Genomic DNA, 23,662 nt, shown 5'->3' on the forward strand with positions numbered 1-23,662 from the left:
TTGTCTCACAGGCAGCATAGGCGCCTGATCGGGCGGAATCCGGTCCGGTGGGGCCGGCTCTCCATCCAGGATATTACTCGTCAGTACACCCAGGCCCTTACCCGGAGGCAAGGCCGGTGAACTGTGACCTTTCCAACGGCTCAGGAGGGCACTGTGCCCTCTCCCAGCGCGTTGTAACGCCCCGCGTGGTACAGCAGCGGTCGGCCCGTGCCGGAGGATTCCCCGGCCACCAGCTCCGCCAGGACCACCCGGTGGTCGCCGGTCGGCACCCGGGCCACCACCGCGCCCACCGTCCAGGCGAGCACGCCCTCCAGCACCGGCACCCCGTGCGGCCCCCGGCGCCAGCGGGTGGGCGGCGCGAAGCGGTCCGCCCCCGGGCGGGCGAAGGTGGCGGCCAGCTCACGCTGGTGCTCGCCCAGTATGTGCACCCCCACGTGCTCCGCCCCGGCGACCACCGGCCACACCGAGGAGGCCGTGGCGATGTTGAAGGAGACCAGCGGCGGTTCGGCGGCGACGGAGGCCAGGGAGGTCGCGGTGAACCCGGCGGGACGGCCGTGCCCGTGGGCGGTGATCACGGCGACCCCGGCGGCGTGCCGCCGGAAGACGGCGCGCAGCAGGGCGGGGCCGGCTTCGGCCGCCTCCGGTGCCCGCCGGATGCCGTTCGGTGCGCTCATCTGAGATCCCCTGCCCACGGCAGGCCAGGCTGTCCACCGCGAGCGGTCCGCGTCAAGTTCGCCCGCGCGGATGGGACCAGGGTCACGCGGCCGGCCGCCCTCCCGGCCGCCGCGGCCCTCGCACGGCCTCACGGTCCTCCCGCCCCTCACACGGCCTCCCCGAGCGCGGCGATGACATCGGCCCTGCGCGGCTGCCCGCTCGCCCGCCGCGCGATCCGGCCCCGCGCGTCCAGCACCAGGACGGTGGGGGTGCGCATGATGCCCAGCCGCCGTACCAGATCCAGCCGGGACTCGGCGTCCACCTCCACATGGACGACGCCCTCCACCATCTCCGCCACCTCCGCCAGGATCCGCCGGGTGGCCCGGCAGGGCTGGCAGAAGGCGCTGGAGAACTGCACCAGCGTGGCCCGCTCCCCCAGCCGCTCGGCGCCCACGTCCTCGGCGGTCAGCCTCTTCTCCGCGTCCCGTCCGCGCACCGTCATCCTTCCGTTCCGTCTGCTGTGCGCCATCCCGAAGGCACCGGCCAGCGCCAGCACCGCCAGACACACGATCAGTCCCGTCGCCCCTGTCATCCCCGCCGCCCCGTCGTTCCGTCGCCTCTGTCCGCCCCCCGCATCGTCTCCCACAGCGCCCGGGGCCATGCCGCCGATTCCCGCATCCGGCCGCCACCGCCCCCCTGGGTGCGGAATGCTGTCGCCATGAGGGTCGACATACGGGGAACGAGGTTCGCCGCCGCCGTGACCACCGTGGTCCTGGCCGCCGTGCTGGTCAGCGGGAGTTTCCGGCTGCTGGCCGCACAGGCGCTGGTGTTCGCCGCCGGGGCGGGGCTCGGCGTGTCGCGCTCGCCGTACGGGCTGGTCTTCCGCCATCTGGTCCGGCCCCGGCTGGGGCCGCCGGCCGGAGTGGAGGACGCGGCGCCGCCCCGTTTCGCGCAGGGCGTGGGCCTGGCCTTCGCCCTGGTGGGTCTGGTGGGGTACGGCGCCGGGCCCCTGTGGCTGGGCATGGCCGCGACCGCGTGCGCGCTCGCGGCGGCCTTCCTCAACGCCGCCTTCGGCTACTGCCTGGGCTGTGAGATGTACCTGGCGCTGCGCCGGGTCGCGGGGTGAGCCGCCGGGTGGCGTCCGAACGTGACGAGGATCTCCCGTCTCCCGAATTGGCCTGGGAAGTTACGGCGGCGTAGGTTCGGGTAGATCAGCCGGGAGAACCCTCCCCAGGCAGCTTCCCAGAAGGGTCCTCCCCGTATGGCAGAACTGGTGTATCCGCCCGTGATCGGCGCAGCCCGCACCCTGTTCAGGGCGCTCGATCTGCGTTTCGACATCGACGGAACCGAGCACGTCCCGCGGCGCGGCGGCGCCGTGCTGGTCAGCAACCACATCGGCTACCTCGACTTCGTCTTCGCCGGGCTGGCCGCCCGGCCCGCCAAGCGGCTGGTGCGCTTCATGGCGAAGGAGTCGGTCTTCCGGCACAAGGTCTCGGGACCGCTGATGCGCGCGATGAAGCACATACCGGTGGACCGCTCGCAGGGCGAGCACGCCTACCGTCACGCGCTGAAGGCGCTGCGCTCGGGCGAGATCATCGGCGTCTTCCCCGAGGCCACGATCTCGCAGTCGTTCACCCTGAAGAACTTCAAGACCGGTGCGGCCCGGATGGCGCAGGAGGCCGGCGTGCCGCTGCTGCCCGTCGCGCTGTGGGGCACTCAGCGGCTGTGGACCAAGGGCCACAAGCGGGACTTCGGCCGCAACCACTTCCCGATCACCATCCGGGTGGGCGAGCCGCTGCGGCCCGTCGAGGGCGAGTCGGCGGCCAAGCTCACCGAGCGGCTGCGCGACCGCGTGCAGGAGCTGCTGGAGGCGGCCCAGCGGGCGTACCCGGTGCGGCCCAAGGGGCCGGACGACACCTGGTGGATGCCCGCGCACCTGGGCGGCACCGCCCCGACCCCGGCCGAGGCCGGTTCCCTCTAGGGCGGGCCGCGGACGGGGGCGTCAGAGCCTCTCGGGGAGCAGTCGCTCCAGCTGTGCGCGGTCACCGGCCCGCTTCAGGGCGGTCAGGACGGGCTCGGGCGGGGCCGCGTGGAGCTCGGGGACGTCGTACTCCCCCGCGTCCGGATCCGGTGTGAAGGCGAGCCGCTCCCCGTCGAGCGAGAAGCGCGCGTCCACGCCCGGCTTGTTGCCTCGCGGGTCCTGGCGCGCCCAGGGGCGGCCGGGCAGCCTGAGGGCGACCAGGCCGTGGACGACGTTCAGTTTCTGGTAGCACAGGGCGGCCGGGATGCCCTCGTGGCGCAGCAGCGCCGCCAGCGCGTGCGCCTTGGCGTGGCAGATGCCGTTGCGGGTGGCGAGGACGTCGGAGGCGCGCCAGGCCACCCGCTGGTCGCCGCTGTCGAAGGAGTGCGGGATGGTGTCGCGGACGAAGTCGAAGGCGGCCTCGGCATAGCGCACGAGGCCGCCTTCGCCGTCCGTGCGCCCGCCGGTCCGCTCCCGCAGCCGCGAGGCCGTCTCCGCGACCAGGGGATGCCGGTGGTCGACGGCCTCGCAGGCTGCGAGATAGGCGGACGGGTCCGGGTCCTGCTGGATCAGCTCCATGTCCCGGAAGCCTAGGAGGGGAGGGGGCGGCCCGCCTCCCTTTTTCCGGTCCGGCCTCTTCCGGCCGGCGGGCCGCCCGCATGCGCGGTCAGCGGGCCATCTCCTCCCGCAGCGCGGCGACGAAGCCGTCGACGTCCTCCTCGGTGGTGTCGAAGGAGCACATCCAGCGCACGTCGCCGGCGGCCTCGTCCCAGAAGTAGAAGCGATAACGCTTCTGCAGCCGCTCGCTCACGTCGTGGGGGAGCCGGGCGAAGACGGCGTTGGCCTGGACGGGGTGGAGGATCTCCACCCCGTCGACGGCGCGCGCGCCGTCGGCCAGCCGCGCGGCCATGGCGTTGGCGTGGGAGGCGCTGCGCAGCCACAGGTCTCCGGCGAGCAGCGCCTCGAACTGCGCGGAGACGAACCGCATCTTGGAGGCCAGCTGCATCGACAGCTTCCGCAGGTGCTTCATCGCCCGCACCGCGCCGGGGTTGAGCACGACGACGGCCTCGCCGAAGAGCATGCCGTTCTTGGTGCCGCCGAAGGAGAGCACGTCCACGCCGGCGTCCGTGGTGAACGCCCGCAGCGGGACGCCCAGTGCGGCCGCCGCGTTGGCGATGCGGGCGCCGTCGAGGTGGACGGCCATGCCGCGCTCGTGGGCCGTCTCGCAGATCGCCCGGATCTCCTCGGGCGTGTAGACGGTGCCCAGTTCGGTGTTCTGGGTGATCGAGACCACCTGCGGCATCGCCCGGTGCTCGTCGTCGAAGCCGTACGCCTCGCGCTCGACCAGCTCGGGGGTGAGCTTGCCGTGCTCGGTGGGCACGGTCAGCAGCTTCAGCCCGCCGACCCGCTCGGGCGCGCCGCACTCGTCCACGTTGATGTGGGCGCTGTCGGCGCAGACGACCGCGCCCCAGCGGTCGGTGAGGGCCTGCAGGGCCACGACGTTGGCGCCGGTGCCGTTGAACACCGGGAAGACCTCCGCCGACGGCCCGAGGTGGGCGCGGAAGACCTCCTGGAGGTGGGCGGTGTACTCGTCCTCGCCGTAGGCGGTCTGGTGACCGCCGTTGGCGAGGGCGAGCGCCGCCAGGATCTCCGGGTGCGCGCCCGCGTAGTTGTCGCTGGCGAAGCCGCGCACCCGCGGGTCGTGGCGGCGCCGGGCGTCCGTCGGAGGGGATGCCGGGGGGGCCTCGGTCGGGTGGGCCTCTACGGTTGCGGGGTCAGCCACAGGCGGTGTCCGTTCACTTCCTCGGCGGACTTGTCCCAGACACCGGCGATGGCCTCGGCCAGCTCCCCGACGTCGGTGAAGCCCGCGAACTTGGCGTTCGGGCGCTCGGCGCGCATCGCGTCGTTGACCAGCGCCTTGACCACCAGGATGGCAGCAGCGGCCGGCGGCCCCGCGTCCGACCCCTTGCCCGCCTTGCGGAAGGCGTCGGCCAGGGCCAGCGTCCAGGCCTCGGCGGCGGCCTTGGCCGCGGAGTAGGCGGCGTTGCCGGCGGTGGGACGGGTGGCGCCGGCGGCGCTGATCAGGACGTAGCGGCCGTTTCCGCTGCGGCGCAGGGCCCCCTCGAAGGCCAGGGAGGTGTGCTGCACGGTGCGTACCAGCAGCTTCTCCAGCAGGTCCCAGTGGGACAGGTCGGTCTCGGCGAAGGCCGCCGAGCCGCGCCAGCCGCCGACCAGGTGCACCAGCCCGTCGACGCGGCCGTACTCCTTCTCGGTGCGGGTGGCCCACTCGCGGGTGGCCTCCAGGTCGAGCAGGTCGACGGTGTCGCCGGTGACGGCGGCGCCGCCGTGCGCGAAGCGTGCCCTGTCGACGGCCTCGGCCAGCCGCTCGGCGTCCGCGTCGGCGGCGACGACGGTGGCGCCCCGTTCGGCCAGGCTCAGCAGCGCGGCCTGGCCGGCGGGCCCCGCAGCGCCGGCGACGGCGACGACGGCGCCGTCCAGGGGGCCGCCGTTGCCGTTGGGTGTGCTGGTCATGGTGATCGCCTCTCTGTGACGTCCGGCGGTCACGCCGCGGCCGGGACTGCGGACTCGGCGGTGATGCCCTTGGTCGATGCGATCACGTTACGCAGCTTCTTGGCGAGGGCCTCGTAGAACATGCTCAGCGGGAACTCGTCGGGGAGCACCTCGTCCACCAGCTTGCGCGGCGGCAGGCTCAGGTCCAGGGCGTCGGGGCCCTTGGCCCAGGTCGAGCCGGGGTGCGGGGCGAGGTAGGTGGAGACCAGCTCGTAGGCCTTGAACCAGTGGACCAGCTTGGGGCGGTCGATGCCCTCGCGGTAGAGGGTCTCGATCTCCTCGCGCAGGTGCACGGTCACCTCGCGGGCCCGCTGCCAGTCGATGCTGAGCTTGTTGTCCGTCCAGCGCAGGGCGTCGTGCTTGTGGAGGTAGGCGAACAGCAGCTGGCCGCCCAGCCCGTCGTAGTTGCGGCTGCGCTCACCGGTGACGGGGAAGCGGAACAGGCGCTCCAGCAGTACGGCGTACTGCACGTCGCGGCCCTGCTCGAAGCCGTCGGCCTCCAGCTTCACGGCCTCGTGGAAGGCGGTGAGGTCGCAGCGCAGCTCCTCCAGGCCGTACATCCAGAACGGCTGGCGCTGCTTGATCATGAACGGGTCGAAGGGCAGGTCGCCGTGGCTGTGGGTGCGGTCGTGGACCATGTCCCACAGCACGAAGGTCTGCTGGGCGCGCTTCTGGTCGGCCAGCAGCCCCCGGGCGTCCTCGGGCAGCTCCAGCTTGGTGACCTCGCAGGCGGCGTCGACGACGCGGCGGAAGCGGGCGGCCTCGCGGTCGCAGAAGATCCCTCCCCAGGAGAACCGTTCGGGCGCCTCGCGCACGGCGACGGTCTCGGGGAAGAGGACCGCGGAGTGGGTGTCGTAGCCGCTGGTGAAGTCCTCGAAGGTGATGCCGAGGAAGAGCGGGTTGTCGTAGCGGGTGCGCTCCAGCTCGGCCAGCCAGTCCGGCCAGACCACGCGCAGGACGACGGCCTCCAGGTTGCGGTCGGGGTTGCCGTTCTGCGTGTACATCGGGAAGACGACCAGGTGCTGGATCCCGTCGGCGCGGTGGGAGGCGGGCCGGAAGGCCAGCAGGGAGTCCAGGAAGTCGGGGACGCCGAAGCCGCTCCCGGCCCAGCGGCGCAGGTCGGCCACCAGGGCGCGGTGGTAGGCCTCGTTGTGCGGGAGCAGCGGCGCGAGCTCCTCGACGCAGGCCACGACCCGCTCGATGTGCCGCTCGACCTCGGCCCGCGCGGGGGCGCCCTCGGCCCCGAAGTCGATGGATCCGTCCTTGGACTGGGCGGGACGGACGGCCTCGACGGCCTCCTTGAGCACCGCCCAGGCGGGGTGCTCCACCACACGGCCGGCGAACGGGCCGCCGGCGGTCGGAGCGCCACCCGCCACTACCGCGGGCGAAAGGATTTCCGTCATCACTACCCCTCCACAGAAGAAACTCTCGTACCAGCACCGTAGCTGCGCAGACTTCCTCGATCAACCCGAGGGGGAGAAAGTTCTTCTGTCCACCACTTGCTATACGGATGTTTTTCCTGTGGACACCCCCTGAAACGGAAGAGAAGGCCGTATACGTGCCGGAGGCGCCGATCCGGCGAGCTCCGCGCCCGGCCGCCGGGGGCCCGCCGCCGCCCCGCGTCCCGGGCGGTGATCGTCCGCGGCTACCCTTGCCGCGCGTACGCACCACCGACGCTTCGAGACACCGCAGGAAAGCGAGAACGCGCCGTGCCACTGCTGACCGTCGGCCACCGCGGGGTGATGGGCGTCGAGCCCGAGAACACCCTGCGCTCCTTCGTCCGGGCCGACCGCGAGGGCTTCGACGTCATCGAACTGGACCTCCACCTGAGCCGGGACGGCGCACTGGTGGTGATGCACGACGCCGACGTGGACCGCACCACCGACGGCTCCGGTCCCATCGCTGACAAGACCCTGGCCGAACTGCGCGAACTGGACGCCGGCCTCGGTGAGCGCGTCCCCGTCTTCGAGGAGGTCGTGGAGGCGGTATCCGCACCGCTCCAGGCCGAGATCAAGAACCGCGCCGCGGCGCGGGTGCTGGCGGAGGCCGTCGAGCGGCTCGGCCTTCACCGGCGGGTCACGGTGATCTCGTTCCACGACGACGCCCTGCGCGAGACCCGCAAACTGCTGCCCGACATCCCCATCGCGCTGGTCACCGGCTCCTCCACGCCCACCGCCCCCGAGCGCGCCGTGGACCTGGGGGCCCCGATGGTCTCCTGCGAGCTGCGCCGGCTGGACGCGGAGGTCGTCGGGCGCTGCCGCGCCGCGGGCCTGAAGGTGATCTCCTGGACGGTCAACACCGACCAGGACCTGGCCCGCGTCCGCGAACTGGAGCTGGACGGCGTGGTCACCGACCTGCCCGACGTCAGGAGGGCGGTCGGCGAAGCGACTTGACCAGCAGCTCGAACTCCAGGTCGCCGCGGAGCGGGACGCCGAAACGCTCGTCGCCGTACGGGAAGGGGCTGGTGCGCCCGGTCCGGGCGTAGCCGCGGCGCTCGTACCAGGCGATCAGGTCCGCCCGGGCGGTGATCACCGTCATGTGCATCTCGCGGGCGCCCCAGCGCTCCCGCACCGTCCGCTCGGCCTCCGCCAGAACCGCCCTGCCGAGCCCGCCCCCCTGGAGGACCGGCCGGACGGCGAACATCCCGAAGTACGCGACGGTCTCCCCCGCCCCGCCCTCGCGGCGCTCGAGCTGGCAGCAGGCGACCGGCTCCCCGTCCCGCTCGGCGATCAGCATCAGGCTGCCGGGGGCGCGGACGACCTCGGCGACGCCCTCGGGGTCGGTGCGCTGCCCGTCCAGCAGATCCGCCTCGGTGGTCCAGCCCGCCCGGCTGGCCTCGCCCCGGTACGCCGACTCCACCAGGGCGACCAGCGCGGGGACGTCGTCCTCGCGGGCGGTCCTGAAGCTCAGGCCGGAGGCGGTTCCGGAGGCGGTCTCACGGGCGGTTCCGGAGGCAGTCGGGGGGATGGTGCCGGAGGCTGCGGAAGCGGGGTCGTTCGGGGCGTTCATGGGGCCGAGCCTAAACCTCCGTCCGCGCGACCCGGCAGCTCGGCCCGTATGCCGGACAGCGCCCCGGACGCGGCCCAGGGCGTGTTGTGAAAGTAGCGTCGTGCGCCCGCAGGGCGCCGCCCCGCAGACGGGACTTTCACAACACGCCCTAGGCTCGGTGCCATGGTTCAGGTACTGAGCAGCCGGGTCCTGCTACGCCCCACCGACCCCGACCGTTCGCGGGCCTTCTACGGCGACGCCCTGGGGCTGGCCGTGTACCGGGAGTTCGGCACCGGGCCGGAGCGCGGGACCGTCTATTTCCTGGGCGGCGGCTTCCTGGAGGTCTCCGGCCGTTCCGAGGCCCCGCCCGCGCCCGGCCTGAGGCTGTGGCTCCAGGTCGCCGACGCGGCCGGGGCCCACCAGGAGCTCACCGCCCGCGGCGTGGAGGTGGTGCGGGAGCCCAGGCGCGAGCCGTGGGGGCTGGTGGAGATGTGGATCAGCGATCCGGACGGGGTACCGATCGTCCTCGTCGAGGTTCCCGAGGACCATCCGCTGCGCTACCGGCCCGGTATCTGAGGCCTGCGTCGCGAGCCCCGGGGGCGGCACCGCGGCACTGCGGTACCCCGGCACTGCGGTACCCCGGCACCGGGAGCGTGCGCTCTGGCCGCGCTCCCCCACTGCTTCCACGCGCTCCCGTACACGCGCCCGGCGCCGGGCATCCTCCCCGCGGAAACCGGCCGGAGCAGCCGGCCGGGGAAGCGGTGGGGAGGCGGGGTGCACGGACCGGAACCGGTCGGCTGGATGCTGGTGGTCCTGTGCGGCGCCGTGGGTGCGTACTGCCTGCGGCGAACGCGCGGCGGCACGCCCGGGCAGCGGCGGGAGGCCGCCGGGGAAGCGGTGATGGGACTGGGCATGGCCGTGATGGCACTGCCCGCCTCGGCGGTGGCCCCACCGCCGCCGGCGGTCTTCGTGGCACTCTTCGGCGCCACCGCGGTGTACGGGCTTGCGCTGCTCCTGTTCGACGGGGAACACCGGCTCCACCATCTGCACCACACCGTCGGCGCCCTGGCCATGCTGCACATGGCACTCGCCATGGCCGACGCCCCCGCCCACGGGCACCATGCGGCGCCGTCCGCGCATCCGGCCTCCGCGGCGGCGACCGGAGCGCTGCTGGTCTACTTCGCGCTGTACGCGCTGCTCGCGGGGGCCCGGCTGGCGCCCGCGCCGGACTCCCCCCGCCTGCCGGGGACGGCCACCTCCGGCGCGCTCCGCGGCCCGGCGCCACGACCGCCGCGGGCGCCGGAGGTGGCCGCCGCCTGCCGACTGGCGATGGGCATAGGGATGTTCGCGATGCTGCTCACCGTCTGAGCCCTCGCGGGGAGCGGGGAAACACCATGCCGGTGAGGCGTGCGTCACTTCCCGTTTCCCGCCGGACGCGCAAGCGGCCGCCGGCTCATAGGCTGTTCCTCATGATGGTCGCGCTCGCACTGATCGTCCTGGGCGCACTGATCGCGGCGACGGCGCCGCGCGTGCTGGCCCGCGGCTCCTGGCCGGACCGCGAGCCGGTGCTGGCGCTGCTGGTGTGGCAGTGCGTGGTGGTCGCCGTGCTGCTGTGCTGCGTGCTCGCCATGGCCCTGTCCGGGGCGGCGGCCTGGCAGGCCGTGCGCGGCCACGTCTTCGCCCCGGCTCCGAGCCGGGTCGTCGAGGCGTACGGACTCAGCGCGTTCGGCGAGTCCTGGCCCGCGGTGGTGGCGGTCGTGCTCGCCTGCGGCGGCCTGTGGACCGCCGCGATGCTCACCCGGGAGATCCGCCACGCGCGCGCCCGGCGGCGCGCCCGGCGCGCCGAACTCCTCACCCGCGCCCCGCTGCTGCCCGGCGAGGAGCCGGCCTCCGGGGAGCGGCTGGTGGTGCTGGAGAGCGAGCGCCCGGACGCCTGGTGGCTGCCGGGGAGCACACCCCGGCTCGTGGTCACCACCGCGGCGCTGCGCCGGCTGGGGGGACGCAGGCTCGACGCCGTCCTCGCCCATGAGCGGGGCCATCTGCGGGCCCGTCACGACTGGCTGCTGAACTGCTCGTCCGCGCTCGCCGCCGGCTTCCCGCGGGTGCCGGTCTTCCGCGCCTTCCGGGACCAGGTGCACCGGCTGGTCGAGCTGGCCGCCGACGACGTCGCCTCGCGGCGCTGCGGACGGCTGGCGGTGGCCCTGGCGCTGGTCGAGCTCAACGAGGAGCGCGGGGTCTTCGACCCGTACGCCTCGCACTCCGGCGCACAGGTGCCGCAGCGGGTCGACCGGCTGCTGAGGGCCGCTCCCCGGCTGACAGTGGTCCGGCGGCTGCGGATGACCGCGCTGGCGGCCCTGGTGCTGATGGTGCCGTTGCTGGTGGCCTTCGCCCCCGGGCTGAGGGCGCTGGGCTGAGGGCGCTGGGCCGACGCCCTCGCGCCGCGGCGCGCGCCCCCTCGACCGGCCAACCCGCCTACCGGACGGTTGGACCGCCTTCCGATGGCGATTCTCTCCATCATGGCCCCCTCCCTCCGTCGCTCCCCCCGGCTCCCCTCCCGGCGCTCCCTTCCGCGGTCCTTCCCGTGCCTCGCCGCCCCGCTGTGCACCGCTGTCGCCGCCGTGCTCACCGTGCTCGTCCTGGCGGGGTGGGACCCGCTGCTGGACCTCGACGCGCATGTCACGGCGGAACTGCACCGCACCGCGGTCGCCGAACCCGGCTGGACACGGCTCAACCGGGTGCTGACCGACTGGGTCTGGGACCCGTGGACGATGCGGGCCGTGCTGCTGGTGACGGTCGTGTGGCTGGCGCTGCGCGGCGCGCGCCGGCCGGCGCTCTGGCTCTCGGCCGCCGTGCTCACCGGGACCGTCCTCCAGCAGGCACTGAAGGCGCTGTTCGACCGCGACCGCCCGCGCTGGAGTGACCCGGTGGACTCCGCGGGCTTCGCTGCCCTGCCCTCCGGCCACGCCATGACGGCGGCGCTCACCTGCGGTCTGCTGCTGTGGCTGGCGCATCTGCGCCGAGCGGGCCGCCCTGTGCGCCTGGCCGTTGCGTGGGTGGGCGCGGTGAGCGTCGCCGGGGTGGGCTTCACCCGGGTCTACCTGGGGGTGCACTGGCCCACCGACGTGGTCGTCGGCTGGCTGCTGGGCTTCGCCGTGGCCGCCGCCGCGGCGGCGCTGTGGAGCGGACGCGGTGCCCGACCCTCTCGACCGGAGCGGCGCGGACCGGGTGGACCGGAGTCCGGATGATCAGAATATGGTCGGAGGGCCCTCGCCGGCCCCTCCCGGGCACCGTCGCGCGGCGCGTCGTGCGAGAGCGCCGCAGGAGGGCCGATCTCGGGCGATCCCCCGCGTCGCCCGAGATCGGCGTTCCGACCGGACACCGCCGTGACTCGCCGGTCGGCGTCCGGAGACCGCTGAGTATATTGGCCCTGAGCCAGTCAACGCAGGAGTTAACAGGATGTCCCCTCGCAGCGCATCGGTCAATGAGGAGTTGCGCCGGCGTTCCCGCGAGCGGCTGCTGCAGGCGACGGTGGAACTCGTCGACGAGCGCGGATACGAGGCGACGACTCTGGGGGACATCGCGGACCGGGCCGGGGCCGCCCGGGGTCTGGTGTCGTACTACTTCCCGGGCAAGCGGCAACTGCTCCAGTCGGCCGTCCACCGGCTGATGCATCTCACCCTGGCCGAGGCGCTGGAGCGCGAGCCGCGCCCCTCGGGCCCGGACGCCGGGCGGGAGGGGCTGGCCCGCGCGATCGACGCGATCCTGGGGCTCGCCCGCGACCGGCCGACGCTGATGCGCACACACATGGCCGGGATCCTGCAGCACGAGGGCTTCGTCCAGTGCGACGAGCAGCAGCGGCTGGCCTGCCTGCTGCGCGACACCGTCGTCGGCTACGGCTCGCACGATCCGGACACCGAGTACCCGCTGCTGCGCGCACTGCTCATGGGGGCGGTGTTCGCCGTGCTGCTGCCCGGGGCGCCGATGCCGTCCGCGAGGCTGCGGGCCGAACTGTTCGCCCGGTACGGGCTGGACTGGGAGCTGGGATTCCCGCCCGGCGCCCCCCGGAAGGAGCAGTCCGGGCAGGTCCCGCTGCTGCCGATGCCGGGCCCGCTCTGACGGGCCCGCGACGGCGGGGAGGAACGGACGGCCCCGGCGGCACAGCCGCCGGGGCCCGGTGTTCAGCGGTTCGAACGGCTCGGACCGGCCCGGACCGGCTCAGCGGTAGTCGGGCTGGGTCTGCGGGTTGAGCTCGTCCAGCCGGACACGCTCGGCACCGGCGGTGCGCCGGTCCCGGATCCGCAGGACGTCGAAGCCCATCTGGATGTCGTTCGAGTAGACGTGGCCGTTGTAGTAGTACGCCGACCACGAGCCGCCGATGGTGTCGGGGTCGGAGTACGGGCCGCGCTCGAAGTACCCGATCTCCCGGGGCCTGGTGGAGTCGGTGAAGTCCCAGAAGGAGACTCCGCCCTGGTACCAGGCCTGAACCATGACGTCCCGGCCCTTGACCGGGATCAGCGAGCCGTTGTGGGCCACGCAGTTCTCGGTGTCGGCCTGGTGCCGGGGAATCTTGAAGTAGCTCTTGAACACCAGCTTGCGCTGATCGCCCTTGCCGGTGATGTGGTAGATGCCGTTGGCGCCGCGCTTGTCGCCGACCTCCGCGTTGCAGGTGGCGCCGACGCCGCCGCCGAGCTCGTCGGTGAAGACGACCTTCCGGCCGTTCTCGTTGAAGGTCGCCGAGTGCCAGAACGCGAAGTTCTCGTTGTCCTGGACCCGGTCGATGACACGGGGCGCGGCCGGGTCGGAGATGTCCATCAGGATGCCGTCGCCCATGCACGCGCCCGCCGCGATCTTCATGTCGGGGAACGCGGTGATGTCATGGCAGCCGGTGGTGGGCACCATGGCGACCGGGTTCTCCGGCGGGCCGGGGTTGCCGCCGTCCGGGAAGAGGACGGGGAAGTCGATCACTGAAGCGTCCTCGGGCGCCTCGCGCGGCACCTTCACGATGGAGATCCCGTCGTGCGGAGGCCGGCAGTCGGGGAAGGAGTCGTCCGGGAAGTAGGACGAGACGTAGACGTAGACGTCCCCGCGGTCGGGCACCAGCGTGTGGGTGTGCGAGCCGCAGGCGGTCTCGACGGCCGCGACGTACCGCGGGTTCCGCTTGTCGCTGATGTCGAAGACCTTGATGCCCTCCCAGGAACTCTTCTCCGTCGGCGACTGGGCGGTGCTGTTGCAGGAGTCGTCGCTGCGCGAGGAGTCCGTGGACAGGAAGAGCAGGTCCCCGGAGACGGAGATGTCGTTCTGGCCACCCGGGCACAGGACCTGGCTGACGACCTCGGGGGACTTCGGGCGGCTGATGTCGTAGACGGTGAAGCCGTCGTAGTTGCCGGCGAAGGCGTAGCGGCCCTGGAAGGCCAGGTCGGTGTTGAGGCTCTTGAGCGCCCCCTTGGGCAGGTTGGTCAGATGGGAGACGTTCCTGCTGTGGACGACCTCGTCCACACCGGGTATCCCGCCGCTCCCGACGGCGGCTTCGGCTTCCGTGCGGTCCTGCTTCGACACCTTCCCGGACGTGGCCGGCGAGTCGCCGGGGTCGGGGATCGCCACCGCCGGTCCGGCGGCCAGGAGCGTGGACAGCAGGCCGAGTACGGCCGCGGCCGCGCCGAGGTGTCTGCGCCGCGCACGGGGTCTGGGCAACGACGTCACTGCTTCCTCCCTGTCGATCCGCTTGACACCGCTCCGAGTTGGGCGGTTCACGGACTCGGGCAGTATGACTCCTTACACCCCTGCGCCGACAGGGGAATACGAACACGGTGCCGGGTCCCTGCGTGTCAGGATTCGGGCACGCCGGAGCGTCCCGTGTCAGGATCGGGTCAACTGGCGCACCCCTGCCACAGGAGGAAGAGTGACGGACCGTCACAGATCCCGGTTCTCCGCCCGCGCGCTCACGTCCGCGCCGGCGGCACTGGCCGCACTGACGGCGCTGACCGTGCTGACCGGCTGCGAGGGCGGCTCGGACGAGGCGGCCCCCGGCGGCGGCCCCTCCGTGATCGCGCCCGGCAGGCCGGGCGAGGCCGCCGAGACACTCTCCGCCGAAGAGGCCCGGAAGGCGGGGGAGACGCAGCGGGGCAGACCCAACGACGCGGACTTCTCCTACGTCACACGGATGATCGAGCACCACCAGCAGGCGCTGGTGATGACCGGTCTGGCCGAGGAGCACGCCGGATCGGGCAAGGTGCGCCGGCTCGCCGACCGGATCGCCGCGGCCCAGGGGCCGGAGATCTCGGCGATGCGGTCCTGGCTCAAGCGCAACGGCCGCGACGGGGGCGGCCAGGAGGACCGCACGGACCACGACGGCCACGGCGGCGCGCCGATGCCCGGCATGGCGACCGAGGAACAGCTCGACGAGTTGCGGCGGGCACGCGGCGAGGAGTTCGACCGGCTCTTCCTGAAGCTGATGATCGCCCACCACCAGGGCGCGGTGACGATGGCCAAGGACGTGACGGCCGACGGTCGCGACACCCAGGTGCAGGAGATGGCCGGGGACGTGGCCGTCCAGCAGACGGCCGAGATCAACCGGATGCGCTCGATGTCCTGACGGGCCACGGCGGGGCGGTGCTCAGCCGCTCCGCCCCTCCTCCTGACGGGCCGCCGAGGCGAGCACGCTGTCCAGCAGCCCGGGGAACAGCCGCTCCAGGTCGTCACGGCGCAGGGCGTTCATCTTCGCGGTGCCGCAGTAGTTCTGGCTGATCAGGCCGCTCTCGCGCAGCACCCGGAAGTGGTGGGTGGTCGTCGACTTGCTGACCGGCAGGTCGAAGATCGAGCACGCCATCTCCTCCCCGCTCGCCGCCAGGGCCCGGACGATCCGCAGGCGCACGGGGTCGGCGAGTGCGTGCAGGACCTCTTCCAGCCGGATCTCCCGCGCGGCCGGGTGCTCCAGCTCTCGGGCGGTGTTCGGGGTCTGGGCTCGGGGCGTCACACCCCCATACTACGAAAGTCATCGTAGTTTGACACCCACCGTACTACGACGCTTATCGTATAAGCCCGGACGGCCAGGTTCCCTCACTCAGGGCCGCGGCCTGCCCCGAACCGACCCCGAACCGACCCCGAACCGACGAGGAGCCCTGCGTGAGCGCCCTGTTCGAGCCGTACACCCTGCGTTCACTGACCGTGCCCAACCGCGTCTGGATGTCGCCGATGTGCCAGTACAGCGCCGAGCCCACCGGAGAGGACGCGGGTGTCGCGGGCGACTGGCACCTGGCCCACTACGCGGCGCGGGCGACCGGCGGCACCGGGCTGATCATGGTGGAGGCCACGGCCGTCTCCCCCGAGGGCCGGATCTCCCCCGGCGACCTGGGGCTGTGGAACGATCGGCAGGCCCGGGCGCTGCGGCGGGTCACGGACTTCGTGAAGGAGCGGGGCGCCGTGGCCGGCGTCCAGCTCGCCCACGCCGGCCGCAAGGCGTCCACCGACGCCCCCTGGCGCGGCGGCGCCCCGCTGGACGCCGGGCACGGCGGCTGGCAGCCGGTCGCACCCAGCGCGCTGCCCTTCGCGGAGGGCCACCCGGCGCCCCGGGAGATGGACCAGGCGCGGATCGACGACGTGGTCGGCCGGTTCGCCGACGCGGCGCGGCGGGCGCTGGCGGCCGGTTTCGAGGTCGCCGAGATCCACGGCGCTCACGGCTACCTGCTCCACGAGTTCCTCTCCCCGCTCTCCAACCGGCGCACGGACGCCTACGGCGGAAGCTTCGAGAACCGCACACGGCTGGCCCTGCGGGTCGTGGACGCGGTGCGGCAGGTGTGGCCCGAGGACCTGCCGGTGTTCTTCCGGGTGTCGGCGACCGACTGGACGGAGGGCGGCTGGAGCCCCGAGGAGACCATGCGCCTGGCCGCACTGCTGCGCGAGCACGGCGTGGACCTGCTCGACGTCTCCAGCGGAGGCGCCGTACCGGGTGCGCGCATCCCCGTCGGCCCCGGCTACCAGATCCCCCTGGCCGCCCGTGTCCGGGCCGGGGCGGGGCTGCCGGTGGCGGCGGTGGGCCTGATCACCGAACCGGAGCAGGCCGAGAAGACGATCGCGAACGGCGAGGCGGACGCGGTCTTCCTCGGCCGGGAGCTGCTGCGCGACCCGCACTGGGCGCTGCGCGCCGCACGGGCGCTCGGCGCCGGGCCCGTGCGCCTGCCCGGCCAGTACGCCTGGGCCGTCTGACGCCCGGTCACCGGTCGCGGCCCGAGCGGACCGCGGCCGGTGGGCGCGACCGGCTGAGCGGCGGCGGGCCGAACCAGTAGAGTGACCGCCCGTGGCAGCACGACCGTTGAGTGAACTTGTCGAACCGGGCTGGGCCAAGGCGCTGGAGCCGGTGGCCGGGCGCATCACCGCGATGGGCGACTTCCTGCGCGCGGAGATCGCCGCGGGACGCACCTATCTGCCCGCCGGGCCGAACGTGCTGCGCGCCTTCCAGCAGCCCTTCGACGACGTACGGGTCCTCATCGTGGGCCAGGACCCGTACCCCACACCGGGCCACGCCGTCGGGCTGAGCTTCTCGGTCGCCCCCGACGTGCGCCCGCTGCCCGGGAGCCTGGAGAACATCTTCCGGGAGCTGCAGGCCGACCTCGGGCTGCCCCGGCCGTCCAACGGCGATCTCACCCCGTGGACGCGGCAGGGCGTCCTGCTGCTCAACAGGGCGCTGACCACCGCGCCGCGCCGGCCGGCGGCGCACCGCGGCAAGGGCTGGGAGGAGGTCACCGAGCAGGCGATCCGGGCGCTGGCCGCGCGCGGCAAGCCGCTGGTGGCCGTTCTGTGGGGCCGGGACGCCCGGAATCTGCGGCCGATGCTGGAGGCGTACCCGGCGGTGGAGTCGGCCCACCCCTCCCCCATGTCGGCGGACCGCGGCTTCTTCGGTTCGCGCCCGTTCAGCCGGGCCAACGAACTGCTGGTGCGGCAGGGCGGGGAGCCGGTCGACTGGCGCCTGCCGTGACGGGCCGCCCGGCCCCCTGGGTCCTGGGGGTGGACTCGGGCGGATCCGGACTGCGCGTCGCCCTGGCCCGGGCCGGCGGCGAAGGCTCGGCGGCGCCGGCCCCGGTGGGCATCGCCGCCTGCGACCGTCCGGTGCGCACCGGCCCCGCGGGCATCGAGGCGGCCCATCTGCTGGAGCTGGTGCTGCCCCGGGCCCGTTCCCTGCTGGCCGCCGCCGAACCGGATACCGCCGGGACGACTGCGGCCGGACCCCGGATCGACACCGTGTGCGTGGGGGCGGCGGGCATGGCGACGCTCGGCGGCGAACTGCGCTCCGAGCTGCCGGGGGCGTTCGCCCGGGAGCTGGGCACCCGGCGCGTGGCGCTGGCCGCCGACGCCGTGACCGCGTACGCCGGCGCGCTGGGCGAGCGGCCCGGTGCCGTGGTCGCCGCCGGGACCGGGATGATCGCGACGGGCACCGACCTGCGTTCCTGGCGGCGTGCCGACGGCTGGGGCCACCTGCTGGGCGACTGCGGCGGCGGCGCCTGGATCGGCCGGGCCGGCCTGGAGGCGGCGATGCGCGCCCATGACGGCCGGCCGGGCGGCTCTGCTGCGCTGCTCGCCCGCGCCGAGGCCGTCTTCGGCCCGGTGGCCTCCCTGCCGGGGAAGCTGTATCCGCGTACCGACCGCCCGGCGGTGCTCGCCTCGTTCGCCCCGGAGGTGACCGGGTGCGCCGAGCGGGATCCGGTGGCGGCGCGCGTCGTCGGGGAGGCGGCCGTCCACATCGCCGAGAGCGCCGCCGCCGTCTGCCCCGGCTCCGGCTCCGGGTCCGGGTCCGGGTCCGGGTCCGGGTCCGGGGGCAGCCTCGTCGCCCTGACCGGCGGGCTATTCAAGGCCGGCGAGCCGCTGCTCGCGCCCCTGCGCCGGGAACTGGCCGTACGGCTGCCGCACGCCCGGACCGTCCCGGCGGCGGGAGACCCCCTGGCCGGAGCCCTGCTCCTGGCCGGCCGGCTGGCCCGGGACGCGCTGCGGCTGCCGCGGGACCCCGCTCTCCTCCACATCCGGTGAGACGGGTGCGGAACCGGGCTCGTCGGCGGACAGGGCCCGGTAACACAGCGGAACGGGGACGTCACCGCGACGCGCGGGAGAAAAGGGGACAGACCGGCACTCCTCCGCCCCGCCCGAACAGCCGAACCCGCCAAGGCATTAGCATGCGGCGCCATGAGCACCCCCACTGGCCCCGCAAACGGCCTGCCCGTACGAATGCCGCGTCCCCGACAGTCCGGACGGCACCGCCGGCCTCAGCCCGCCATAGCGCCCGAGGGTGCGCCCGCTCTGGTGCTGGCCGTCCCCGGTGTGCCCTCCGACACCTCCCGAAGCCTTGGCGAGGAGATCCTGAGCATCGCCCGCTCCGAACTGCCGGGGCTCGACGCCCGGGTCGGTTTCGTGGACGGCGACGACGGTGAGTTCCCCGCCCTCCAGGGTGTGCTGACGCAGGCCGCGGCCGACCGCGCCTCGCGGGCCGCCGCGGCGACGGCCGCCGTCGAGGCCGCTGCCGCCGAGGCGGTGGAGGCGGGTGCGGAGGCCGCCGAGGTGGAGGCCGAGGCCGAGGCGGCCCGCCGCCGGATCGAGGAGGCCCCGCTCGCGGTGGTCGTCCCCCTGCTGGCCGGACCCGACGGAGCGCAGATGCGCCGGATACGCCAGGCCGTGCTCGAGAGCGGATCCGGTGCCGAGCTGACCGATGTGCTCGGCCCGCACCCGCTGCTGGCCGAGGCCGTCCACGTCAGGCTCTCGGAGGCGGGGCTGGCCCGGGCGGACCGCGCCCGGCTGTTCACCGTGGCGACCGCCGCCGACGGCATCATCCTGGCCGCCATGGGCGGTGAGGAGGCCGTGCAGGCCGCCGGTATCACCGGAATGCTGCTGGCCGCGCGCCTGGCGGTGCCGGTGCTGTCCGCGGGGCTGGACGAGGAGGGCGCCGTCACCCGCGCCGCCGAGCAGCTTCGCGAGGCCGGTTCCCAGCAGCTCGCCCTGGCACCCTGTCTGATCGGCCCCGAGGTCCCCGAGGGCCTGCTGGAGTCCGCGGTGCGGGAGGCCGACTGCCAGGCCGCCGAGCCGCTGGGCTCCTACACGGCGGTGGGCAGGCTGGTGGCCTCCACCTACGCCGCGAAGCTCGGCATCGCCCAGCGGTCGCCGCAGGGGGCGCAGGCCCACTGACCCGGGCCCTTCCCCCTGCGGCCCGCCGGGTCGCGGGCCGCACGGCGGCCGGACGGCGGGCCGGGCCCCGGTCTGCCTCCCGGCCGATCTGCCGGCTGATCTGCCGATCGAGCCCTCGGCCGAGCCCTCGATCGAGCCCTCAGCCGAGGACGACGCAGGTGGCGGCCGGAGCCTGGATCGAGCCCGCCCGGTGCGGCACCCCGGTGTCCGGGTCGATGTCGAACCAGGTCACGTCGCCCGACCGCTCGTTGGCGGCGTAGAGCCTGCGCCCGGCCGGGTCCAGGGCCAGGTCGCGCGGCCAGTGCCCACCGCAGGGGACGGTGGTGACCAGCTCCATTCCCGCGCCGTGCGGCTCCAGGGCCAGCACGGCGACGCTGTCGTGTCCGCGGTTGGCCGCCCAGGCCCAGCGGCCGTCGGCGGAGATCACCAGTTCCGAGGGGTGGTTCCCCCCTTCCGCTCCGGAGCCCGCCGGCAGCGTGCCGACCTCCCCCGCGGGCTCCAGAACACCGCTCGCCCGGTCCCAGCGGCAGCAGACCACGGTGGAGACCAGTTCGTTGACGACGTACGCCCGGTCGCCGCGCGGGTGGAAGGCCAGGTGCCGGGGTCCGCTGCCGGGCCGCAGCGGTGTCCGCCCGTGCGGGCGGAGCGCGGCCGCGGTGTGGTCGAGGCGGTAGACCCACACCGCGTCGGCGCCGAGGTCGACCGCCAGCAGCCAGCGCCACGAGGCGTCGGCGACCACGGCGTGGGCGTGCGGACCCTCCTGCCGCCCGCCCACCGGTCCGCGGCCGCTGTGGGACAGTACGGCCGGCTGCGCGCCGAGGGTTCCGTCGGGCCGCAGCGGCAGCGAACTGACGCTTCCCGAGGTGTAGTTGGCGGTGATCAGCTGTCCGGCCGCACAGGTCAGGTGGGCGGGGCCGGCGCCTTCGACGGACACCGGCTCCCCGGCGGGGCTCGGCCGGTCGGGGTCGGCCAGGGACAGCGCGGCGGCGCGGCCGTCCTCGGTCTCGCTCACCGCGTAGAGCATCCCTCCGCCCGGCCCCGGCACCAGGTAGGAGGGGTCGGGCACCGCGTCCGTGTGGTGCAGCACCGTCAGCGCCCCGGTGGCCGGGGCGACGGCGGCCGTGGTGATGCCGCGCCCGCCCGCCGATGTGTAGGACCCGATGTACGCCCGCCGTCCGCCGCCCGAACCGTCCACTGTGCCGCCCTTCCCTGGTCTTCCCCGCCGAAGCGCCGCCCGGCCCCCGGGCGCCGGGGGTGACCGTAGCATTGGCCTGGACCAGACTGGGAGGGCTCCCAGCATTCCGGTCCGGCTCCGCCCCGGCCCGGCGACGCGGTCAGCCCAGGAAGGACAGCCGCACCCGCCGGTCGGGGTTGTCGCCGTTGGTGTCCACCAGGCAGACCGACTGCCAGGTGCCCAGCTCCAGCCGTCCGCCGATCACCGGCAGGGTGGCGTGCGGCGGGACGAGGGCCGGCAGGACGTGGTCGCGGCCGTGGCCGGGGCTGCCGTGCCGGTGGCTCCACCGGCCGTCGGCGGGCAGCAGGTCGCGCAGCGCGGCGAGCAGGTCGTCGTCGCTGCCCGCCCCGGTCTCGATGACCGCGATGCCGGCCGTGGCGTGCGGGACGAAGACGTTGAGCAGCCCGTCGCGGCCGCCGGCGACCTCCGCGAGGAAACCCTCGCATTCGCGGGTGAGGTCGGCGACGGTCTCGCCGGAGCCGGTGGTGATGTGAAGGGTACGGGTGCTGAAGCGATCGCTCATGGCTCCATACTGGGGCCTGTCACCGCCCGGGAAAGCATCCGGGAAGTATCCGGCCCCGCCCGTGGTTGGCCGGGGTATGGAGTTCTCCGAGGTGGAGGCCGTGGTCGTGGGCGCCGGGCAGGCGGGGCTGTCGAGCGCCTACCACCTGCGGCGCGCCGGGTACGAGCCCGGCCGGGACTTCGTCGTCCTGGACCGCTCCCCGCGCCCCGGCGGGGCCTGGCAGTTCCGCTGGCCCACCCTGACCTACGGCCGGGTGCACGGGATGCACTCCCTGCCCGGCATGGAACTGACCGGCGCCGACCCCCACCGCCCCTCCTCCGAGGTGGTCGGCGGGTACTTCGCCGACTACGAGCGCGCCTTCGGCCTGCGGGTGCGGCGCCCGGTGCGGGTGCGTGCGGTGCGCGAGGCCGGTGACGGACGGCTGCTGGTGGAGACCGACGCCGGGGTGTGGGCCACCCGGGCGCTGATCAACGCCACCGGGACCTGGGACCGCCCCTACTGGCCCCGGGTACGCGGCCAGGAGTCCTTCGCCGGCCGCCAGTTCCACACCTCCCGCTATCCCGGGCCGGACGCCTTCGCGGGCGAGCGCGTGGTGGTCGTGGGCGGCGGCACCTCCGCCGTGCAGCATCTGCTGGAGATCGCGCCGGTCGCCGCCGCCACGGCCTGGGTGACCCGCCGCGAGCCGGTCTTCACCGAGGGGCCGTTCGACGCCGAGCGCGGGCGTGCGGCGGTCGCCCTGGTGGAGGAGCGCGTGCGCGACGGACTGCCGCCGCGCAGCGTGGTCTCCGTGACGGGGCTGCCCATGACCGAGGAGATGCGGCGCGCCCGGGACAGCGGAGTGCTGCGGCGCCTGCCGATGTTCGACCGGATCACCCCCGGCGGTGTGGAGTGGGACGACGGGCGCTTCATCGCGGCGGACGGCATCGTGTGGGCCACCGGTTTCCGCCCCGCGATCGGCCATCTGGCGCCGCTGCGGCTGCGCGAGCCCGGCGGCGGCATCCGCATGGACGGCACCCGCGTGGTGCGCGATCCGCGGATCCACCTGGTCGGCTACGGCCCCTCGGCGAGCACCGTCGGCGCGAGCCGCGCGGGCCGGGCCGCGGTCCGTGCGGTGCGGGACATCCTCGGCCGCTCCCCGGAAGGCGAACGTACATCCGGGGAACCACCTGTGGGCGTGACGGCGAGGGGAACGGCTGCGCGGTGACCGCGGGACACGCGGCGCTCACGTTGTGCGATTGGCGCGCCGTGGAGCGTCACCACCCCCCCACCCCGGAGCCCCACCGGGAGACGGAGGCATCCGTCCCGGCATGCACAAGGGGAAAGTTCCCGACGGACCTCGTCACCGGTCTGCTCGCCGGCCTCGTCCACTTCGTCGGCCGGCTCGTCCGACCCGACCGGGGGCGACGACCGGAGACGGATCCGGTGGGGCCGGTGGGGCCGCGGTTCAGTGGCGCGGCGCGGAGATGCTGGAGTCCCGGACGACCAGTTCGGGCTGGAGCACGATCCGCTGGTGCCGGTGCCCGGCGGCCGCCTCCCCGGTCTCCTCGATGAGCAGGTCGGCGGCCGCGCGCCCCATCCGGAAGGCGGGCTGCCGCACCGAGGTCAGGGGTACGGCCGCCGCCGCGGCGAACTCGATGTCGTCGTAGCCGACCAGGGCGATCTCCCCCGGCACCGACACCCCGGCCGCGAACAGCGCCTGGAGCACCCCCAGCGCGAGCAGGTCGTTGGCGCAGAACACCGCCGTCGGCCTGGGCGTCATCCCCAGCAGTCTGGCGCCGGCGTCCCGCCCGGCCGCCACGTCCAGCCGTTCGCCCTCGATCCGCCGCAGCGCGGTGTGAGGCAGCCCCGCCTCGCTCAGGGCCGCCAGCGCGCCGGTGTGCCGGTCGCGGCACTGCGACAGATGCATCGGGCCGCTCACGTAGACCAGTTCCCGGTGCCCCTGGGCCAGCAGGTGCCGGGCGGCCAGCGATCCGCCCGTGACGTCGTCGACGGAGACCGAGCAGCCCTCGTCGGCGCTGTCCAGCACCCGGTCCACCACGACGTAGGGGATGTCGTGGCGGCGGAAGTCGGCCAGGTTCCGGCCGGAGGTGTCGACCGGGGTGACCAGGACGCCGCGCACCCGCTGCTCGGCGAAGAGGGAGAGGTAGTCGGCCTCCTCCGCGGGGCTCTGCGCGCTGTTGCACAGCATCACCCCGAGCCCCTCCTCCCGCGCCGCCCGCTCGGCGCCGGAGGCGACGTCGGCGAAGAAGGGGTTGGCCATGTCCAGCACCAGCAGGGCGATGATCCGGCTGCGGCCCGCCCGCAGGTGCCGCGCCGACTCGCTGCGCACATAGCCGAGTTGCGCTATCACCGCCTGCACCCGGGTCCTGGTCTCCTCGGCGACCATCTCCGGCCGGTTGATGACGTTGGAGACGGTGCCCACCGACACCCCCGCCTGACGTGCCACGTCCTTGATCCCCACCATGCGCGCCACGAGCCCGACCGTCTCCCGTTTCCTGCTGTCCGCGGC

At 74.2% G+C, this 23,662-nt stretch carries 26 protein-coding genes; 14 read left to right on the forward strand and 12 right to left on the reverse strand.

Features of this window, described 5'->3' with window-relative positions:
* Positions 1–140: 140 nt before the first annotated feature.
* Both CUT83_RS12930 and CUT83_RS12935 read right to left on the reverse strand, forming a co-directional pair.
* Entirely contained in the window at positions 141–674 is a 534-nt protein-coding gene (locus CUT83_RS12930; RefSeq protein WP_101255988.1) for a flavin reductase family protein, read from the reverse strand.
* 146 nt (positions 675–820) lie between these two features.
* Positions 821–1,246, reverse strand: coding sequence for a TlpA family protein disulfide reductase (locus CUT83_RS12935; protein WP_101255989.1), 426 nt, complete (start codon positions 1,244–1,246; stop codon positions 821–823).
* 126 nt (positions 1,247–1,372) lie between these two features.
* Here CUT83_RS12935 and CUT83_RS12940 point away from each other — a divergent pair, with 126 nt between their 5' ends.
* Positions 1,373–1,780 carry a DUF4395 domain-containing protein gene (locus CUT83_RS12940; RefSeq protein ID WP_101255990.1) on the forward strand — a complete coding sequence of 136 codons (408 nt, stop codon included), beginning with the start codon at positions 1,373–1,375 and terminating at the stop codon, positions 1,778–1,780.
* 135 nt (positions 1,781–1,915) lie between these two features.
* Positions 1,916–2,635, forward strand: a complete 720-nt coding sequence (locus CUT83_RS12945) for a lysophospholipid acyltransferase family protein (protein WP_101255991.1) — start codon at positions 1,916–1,918, stop codon at positions 2,633–2,635.
* 21 nt (positions 2,636–2,656) lie between these two features.
* On the opposite strand, the gene CUT83_RS12950 is transcribed toward CUT83_RS12945, so the two are convergent.
* The 4 genes from CUT83_RS12950 to CUT83_RS12965 form a co-directional block, all read right to left on the reverse strand.
* On the reverse strand, positions 2,657–3,253 hold the full coding sequence (locus tag CUT83_RS12950) for a transglutaminase domain-containing protein (protein WP_101255992.1): 597 nt from the start codon (positions 3,251–3,253) through the stop codon (positions 2,657–2,659).
* Positions 3,254–3,341: 88 nt separating this feature from the next.
* Positions 3,342–4,457, reverse strand: coding sequence for a threonine aldolase family protein (locus tag CUT83_RS12955; protein WP_101255993.1), 1,116 nt, complete (start codon positions 4,455–4,457; stop codon positions 3,342–3,344).
* Entirely contained in the window at positions 4,436–5,206 is a 771-nt protein-coding gene (locus CUT83_RS12960; protein ID WP_101255994.1) for an SDR family NAD(P)-dependent oxidoreductase, read from the reverse strand. Before CUT83_RS12960 ends, CUT83_RS12955 begins: the two co-directional genes overlap by 22 nt.
* A gap of 29 nt (positions 5,207–5,235) precedes the next feature.
* A complete protein-coding gene (locus tag CUT83_RS12965) occupies positions 5,236–6,648 on the reverse strand; it encodes a DUF6421 family protein (RefSeq protein ID WP_240957822.1) in 1,413 nt (470 codons plus the stop codon).
* 306 nt (positions 6,649–6,954) lie between these two features.
* On the opposite strand from CUT83_RS12965, the gene CUT83_RS12970 reads away from it, so the two are divergent.
* Positions 6,955–7,638, forward strand: coding sequence for a glycerophosphodiester phosphodiesterase (locus CUT83_RS12970; protein WP_101255996.1), 684 nt, complete (start codon positions 6,955–6,957; stop codon positions 7,636–7,638).
* Here the strand turns inward: CUT83_RS12970 and CUT83_RS12975 are convergent.
* On the reverse strand, positions 7,610–8,254 hold the full coding sequence (locus CUT83_RS12975; protein ID WP_101255997.1) for a GNAT family N-acetyltransferase: 645 nt from the start codon (positions 8,252–8,254) through the stop codon (positions 7,610–7,612). The two genes, CUT83_RS12970 and CUT83_RS12975, sit on opposite strands and share 29 nt — an antisense overlap.
* Before the next feature lie 162 nt (positions 8,255–8,416).
* Between CUT83_RS12975 and CUT83_RS12980 the strand changes: the two genes are divergently transcribed.
* The 5 genes from CUT83_RS12980 to CUT83_RS13000 all read left to right on the forward strand — a co-directional run bounded on the left by CUT83_RS12980 (position 8,417) and on the right by CUT83_RS13000 (position 12,349).
* Entirely contained in the window at positions 8,417–8,809 is a 393-nt protein-coding gene (locus CUT83_RS12980) for a VOC family protein (RefSeq protein WP_101255998.1), read from the forward strand.
* A gap of 198 nt (positions 8,810–9,007) precedes the next feature.
* Positions 9,008–9,601: a DUF5134 domain-containing protein gene (locus CUT83_RS12985; protein ID WP_101255999.1), complete on the forward strand. Its 594-nt coding sequence runs from the start codon at positions 9,008–9,010 to the stop codon at positions 9,599–9,601.
* 101 nt (positions 9,602–9,702) lie between these two features.
* Positions 9,703–10,647 carry a M56 family metallopeptidase gene (locus CUT83_RS12990; RefSeq protein ID WP_101256000.1) on the forward strand — a complete coding sequence of 315 codons (945 nt, stop codon included), beginning with the start codon at positions 9,703–9,705 and terminating at the stop codon, positions 10,645–10,647.
* A gap of 84 nt (positions 10,648–10,731) precedes the next feature.
* Positions 10,732–11,478: a phosphatase PAP2 family protein gene (locus tag CUT83_RS12995; protein WP_240957824.1), complete on the forward strand. Its 747-nt coding sequence runs from the start codon at positions 10,732–10,734 to the stop codon at positions 11,476–11,478.
* A 211-nt stretch (positions 11,479–11,689) separates the two neighbouring features.
* Positions 11,690–12,349 carry a TetR/AcrR family transcriptional regulator gene (locus tag CUT83_RS13000; RefSeq protein ID WP_101256001.1) on the forward strand — a complete coding sequence of 220 codons (660 nt, stop codon included), beginning with the start codon at positions 11,690–11,692 and terminating at the stop codon, positions 12,347–12,349.
* Positions 12,350–12,448: 99 nt separating this feature from the next.
* Here CUT83_RS13000 and CUT83_RS13005 read toward each other — a convergent pair whose 3' ends face one another.
* A complete protein-coding gene (locus tag CUT83_RS13005; RefSeq protein ID WP_101256002.1) occupies positions 12,449–13,933 on the reverse strand; it encodes an LVIVD repeat-containing protein in 1,485 nt (494 codons plus the stop codon).
* 199 nt (positions 13,934–14,132) lie between these two features.
* Between CUT83_RS13005 and CUT83_RS13010 the strand changes: the two genes are divergently transcribed.
* Positions 14,133–14,825, forward strand: a complete 693-nt coding sequence (locus tag CUT83_RS13010; protein ID WP_240957825.1) for a DUF305 domain-containing protein — start codon at positions 14,133–14,135, stop codon at positions 14,823–14,825.
* A 21-nt stretch (positions 14,826–14,846) separates the two neighbouring features.
* On the opposite strand, the gene CUT83_RS13015 is transcribed toward CUT83_RS13010, so the two are convergent.
* Complete coding sequence (locus tag CUT83_RS13015) at positions 14,847–15,206, reverse strand: ArsR/SmtB family transcription factor (protein WP_101256004.1); 360 nt, start codon at positions 15,204–15,206, stop codon at positions 14,847–14,849.
* 149 nt (positions 15,207–15,355) lie between these two features.
* Between CUT83_RS13015 and CUT83_RS13020 the strand changes: the two genes are divergently transcribed.
* The 4 genes from CUT83_RS13020 (at position 15,356) to CUT83_RS13035 (ending at position 19,396) form a co-directional block, all read left to right on the forward strand.
* Entirely contained in the window at positions 15,356–16,435 is a 1,080-nt protein-coding gene (locus CUT83_RS13020; protein WP_101256005.1) for an NADH:flavin oxidoreductase/NADH oxidase, read from the forward strand.
* A gap of 91 nt (positions 16,436–16,526) precedes the next feature.
* Positions 16,527–17,204: a uracil-DNA glycosylase gene (locus CUT83_RS13025; protein ID WP_101256006.1), complete on the forward strand. Its 678-nt coding sequence runs from the start codon at positions 16,527–16,529 to the stop codon at positions 17,202–17,204.
* Complete coding sequence (locus tag CUT83_RS13030; RefSeq protein ID WP_240957829.1) at positions 17,201–18,250, forward strand: N-acetylglucosamine kinase; 1,050 nt, start codon at positions 17,201–17,203, stop codon at positions 18,248–18,250. The genes CUT83_RS13025 and CUT83_RS13030 overlap by 4 nt, the downstream gene beginning before the upstream one ends.
* A 153-nt stretch (positions 18,251–18,403) precedes the next feature.
* Complete coding sequence (locus CUT83_RS13035; protein WP_173915067.1) at positions 18,404–19,396, forward strand: sirohydrochlorin chelatase; 993 nt, start codon at positions 18,404–18,406, stop codon at positions 19,394–19,396.
* 139 nt (positions 19,397–19,535) lie between these two features.
* Here CUT83_RS13035 and CUT83_RS13040 read toward each other — a convergent pair whose 3' ends face one another.
* Together CUT83_RS13040 and CUT83_RS13045 are read right to left on the reverse strand one after the other, a co-directional pair.
* Entirely contained in the window at positions 19,536–20,591 is a 1,056-nt protein-coding gene (locus tag CUT83_RS13040) for a lactonase family protein (protein WP_101256008.1), read from the reverse strand.
* A gap of 139 nt (positions 20,592–20,730) precedes the next feature.
* Positions 20,731–21,153: a secondary thiamine-phosphate synthase enzyme YjbQ gene (locus CUT83_RS13045; RefSeq protein WP_101256009.1), complete on the reverse strand. Its 423-nt coding sequence runs from the start codon at positions 21,151–21,153 to the stop codon at positions 20,731–20,733.
* Positions 21,154–21,229: 76 nt separating this feature from the next.
* On the opposite strand from CUT83_RS13045, the gene CUT83_RS13050 reads away from it, so the two are divergent.
* Entirely contained in the window at positions 21,230–22,357 is a 1,128-nt protein-coding gene (locus tag CUT83_RS13050; protein ID WP_101256010.1) for an NAD(P)-binding domain-containing protein, read from the forward strand.
* 240 nt (positions 22,358–22,597) lie between these two features.
* Here the strand turns inward: CUT83_RS13050 and CUT83_RS13055 are convergent, their stop codons facing one another.
* Positions 22,598–23,617 carry a LacI family DNA-binding transcriptional regulator gene (locus CUT83_RS13055; protein WP_093850108.1) on the reverse strand — a complete coding sequence of 340 codons (1,020 nt, stop codon included), beginning with the start codon at positions 23,615–23,617 and terminating at the stop codon, positions 22,598–22,600.
* Positions 23,618–23,662 lie beyond the last annotated feature (45 nt).

It is taken from the genome of Streptomyces barkulensis (assembly GCF_002843305.1).
Classification (GTDB): Bacteria; Actinomycetota; Actinomycetes; order Streptomycetales; family Streptomycetaceae; genus Streptomyces; species Streptomyces barkulensis.

Coding starts and splice junctions, on each gene's coding strand:
- CUT83_RS12990 (WP_101256000.1), top strand. CDS start 9,703: ATGATGGTCGCGCTCGCACTGATCGTCCTGGGCGCACTGATCGCGGCG.
- CUT83_RS13050 (WP_101256010.1), top strand. CDS start 21,230: ATGGAGTTCTCCGAGGTGGAGGCCGTGGTCGTGGGCGCCGGGCAGGCG.
- CUT83_RS12945 (WP_101255991.1), top strand. CDS start 1,916: ATGGCAGAACTGGTGTATCCGCCCGTGATCGGCGCAGCCCGCACCCTG.
- CUT83_RS12935 (WP_101255989.1), bottom strand. CDS start 1,246: ATGACAGGGGCGACGGGACTGATCGTGTGTCTGGCGGTGCTGGCGCTG.
- CUT83_RS12980 (WP_101255998.1), top strand. CDS start 8,417: ATGGTTCAGGTACTGAGCAGCCGGGTCCTGCTACGCCCCACCGACCCC.
- CUT83_RS12975 (WP_101255997.1), bottom strand. CDS start 8,254: ATGAACGCCCCGAACGACCCCGCTTCCGCAGCCTCCGGCACCATCCCC.
- CUT83_RS13055 (WP_093850108.1), bottom strand. CDS start 23,617: ATGGTGGGGATCAAGGACGTGGCACGTCAGGCGGGGGTGTCGGTGGGC.
- CUT83_RS13035 (WP_173915067.1), top strand. CDS start 18,404: ATGAGCACCCCCACTGGCCCCGCAAACGGCCTGCCCGTACGAATGCCG.
- CUT83_RS13045 (WP_101256009.1), bottom strand. CDS start 21,153: ATGAGCGATCGCTTCAGCACCCGTACCCTTCACATCACCACCGGCTCC.
- CUT83_RS12930 (WP_101255988.1), bottom strand. CDS start 674: ATGAGCGCACCGAACGGCATCCGGCGGGCACCGGAGGCGGCCGAAGCC.
- CUT83_RS12940 (WP_101255990.1), top strand. CDS start 1,373: ATGAGGGTCGACATACGGGGAACGAGGTTCGCCGCCGCCGTGACCACC.
- CUT83_RS12995 (WP_240957824.1), top strand. CDS start 10,732: ATGGCGATTCTCTCCATCATGGCCCCCTCCCTCCGTCGCTCCCCCCGG.
- CUT83_RS12965 (WP_240957822.1), bottom strand. CDS start 6,648: ATGACGGAAATCCTTTCGCCCGCGGTAGTGGCGGGTGGCGCTCCGACC.
- CUT83_RS12950 (WP_101255992.1), bottom strand. CDS start 3,253: ATGGAGCTGATCCAGCAGGACCCGGACCCGTCCGCCTATCTCGCAGCC.
- CUT83_RS12960 (WP_101255994.1), bottom strand. CDS start 5,206: ATGACCAGCACACCCAACGGCAACGGCGGCCCCCTGGACGGCGCCGTC.
- CUT83_RS13000 (WP_101256001.1), top strand. CDS start 11,690: ATGTCCCCTCGCAGCGCATCGGTCAATGAGGAGTTGCGCCGGCGTTCC.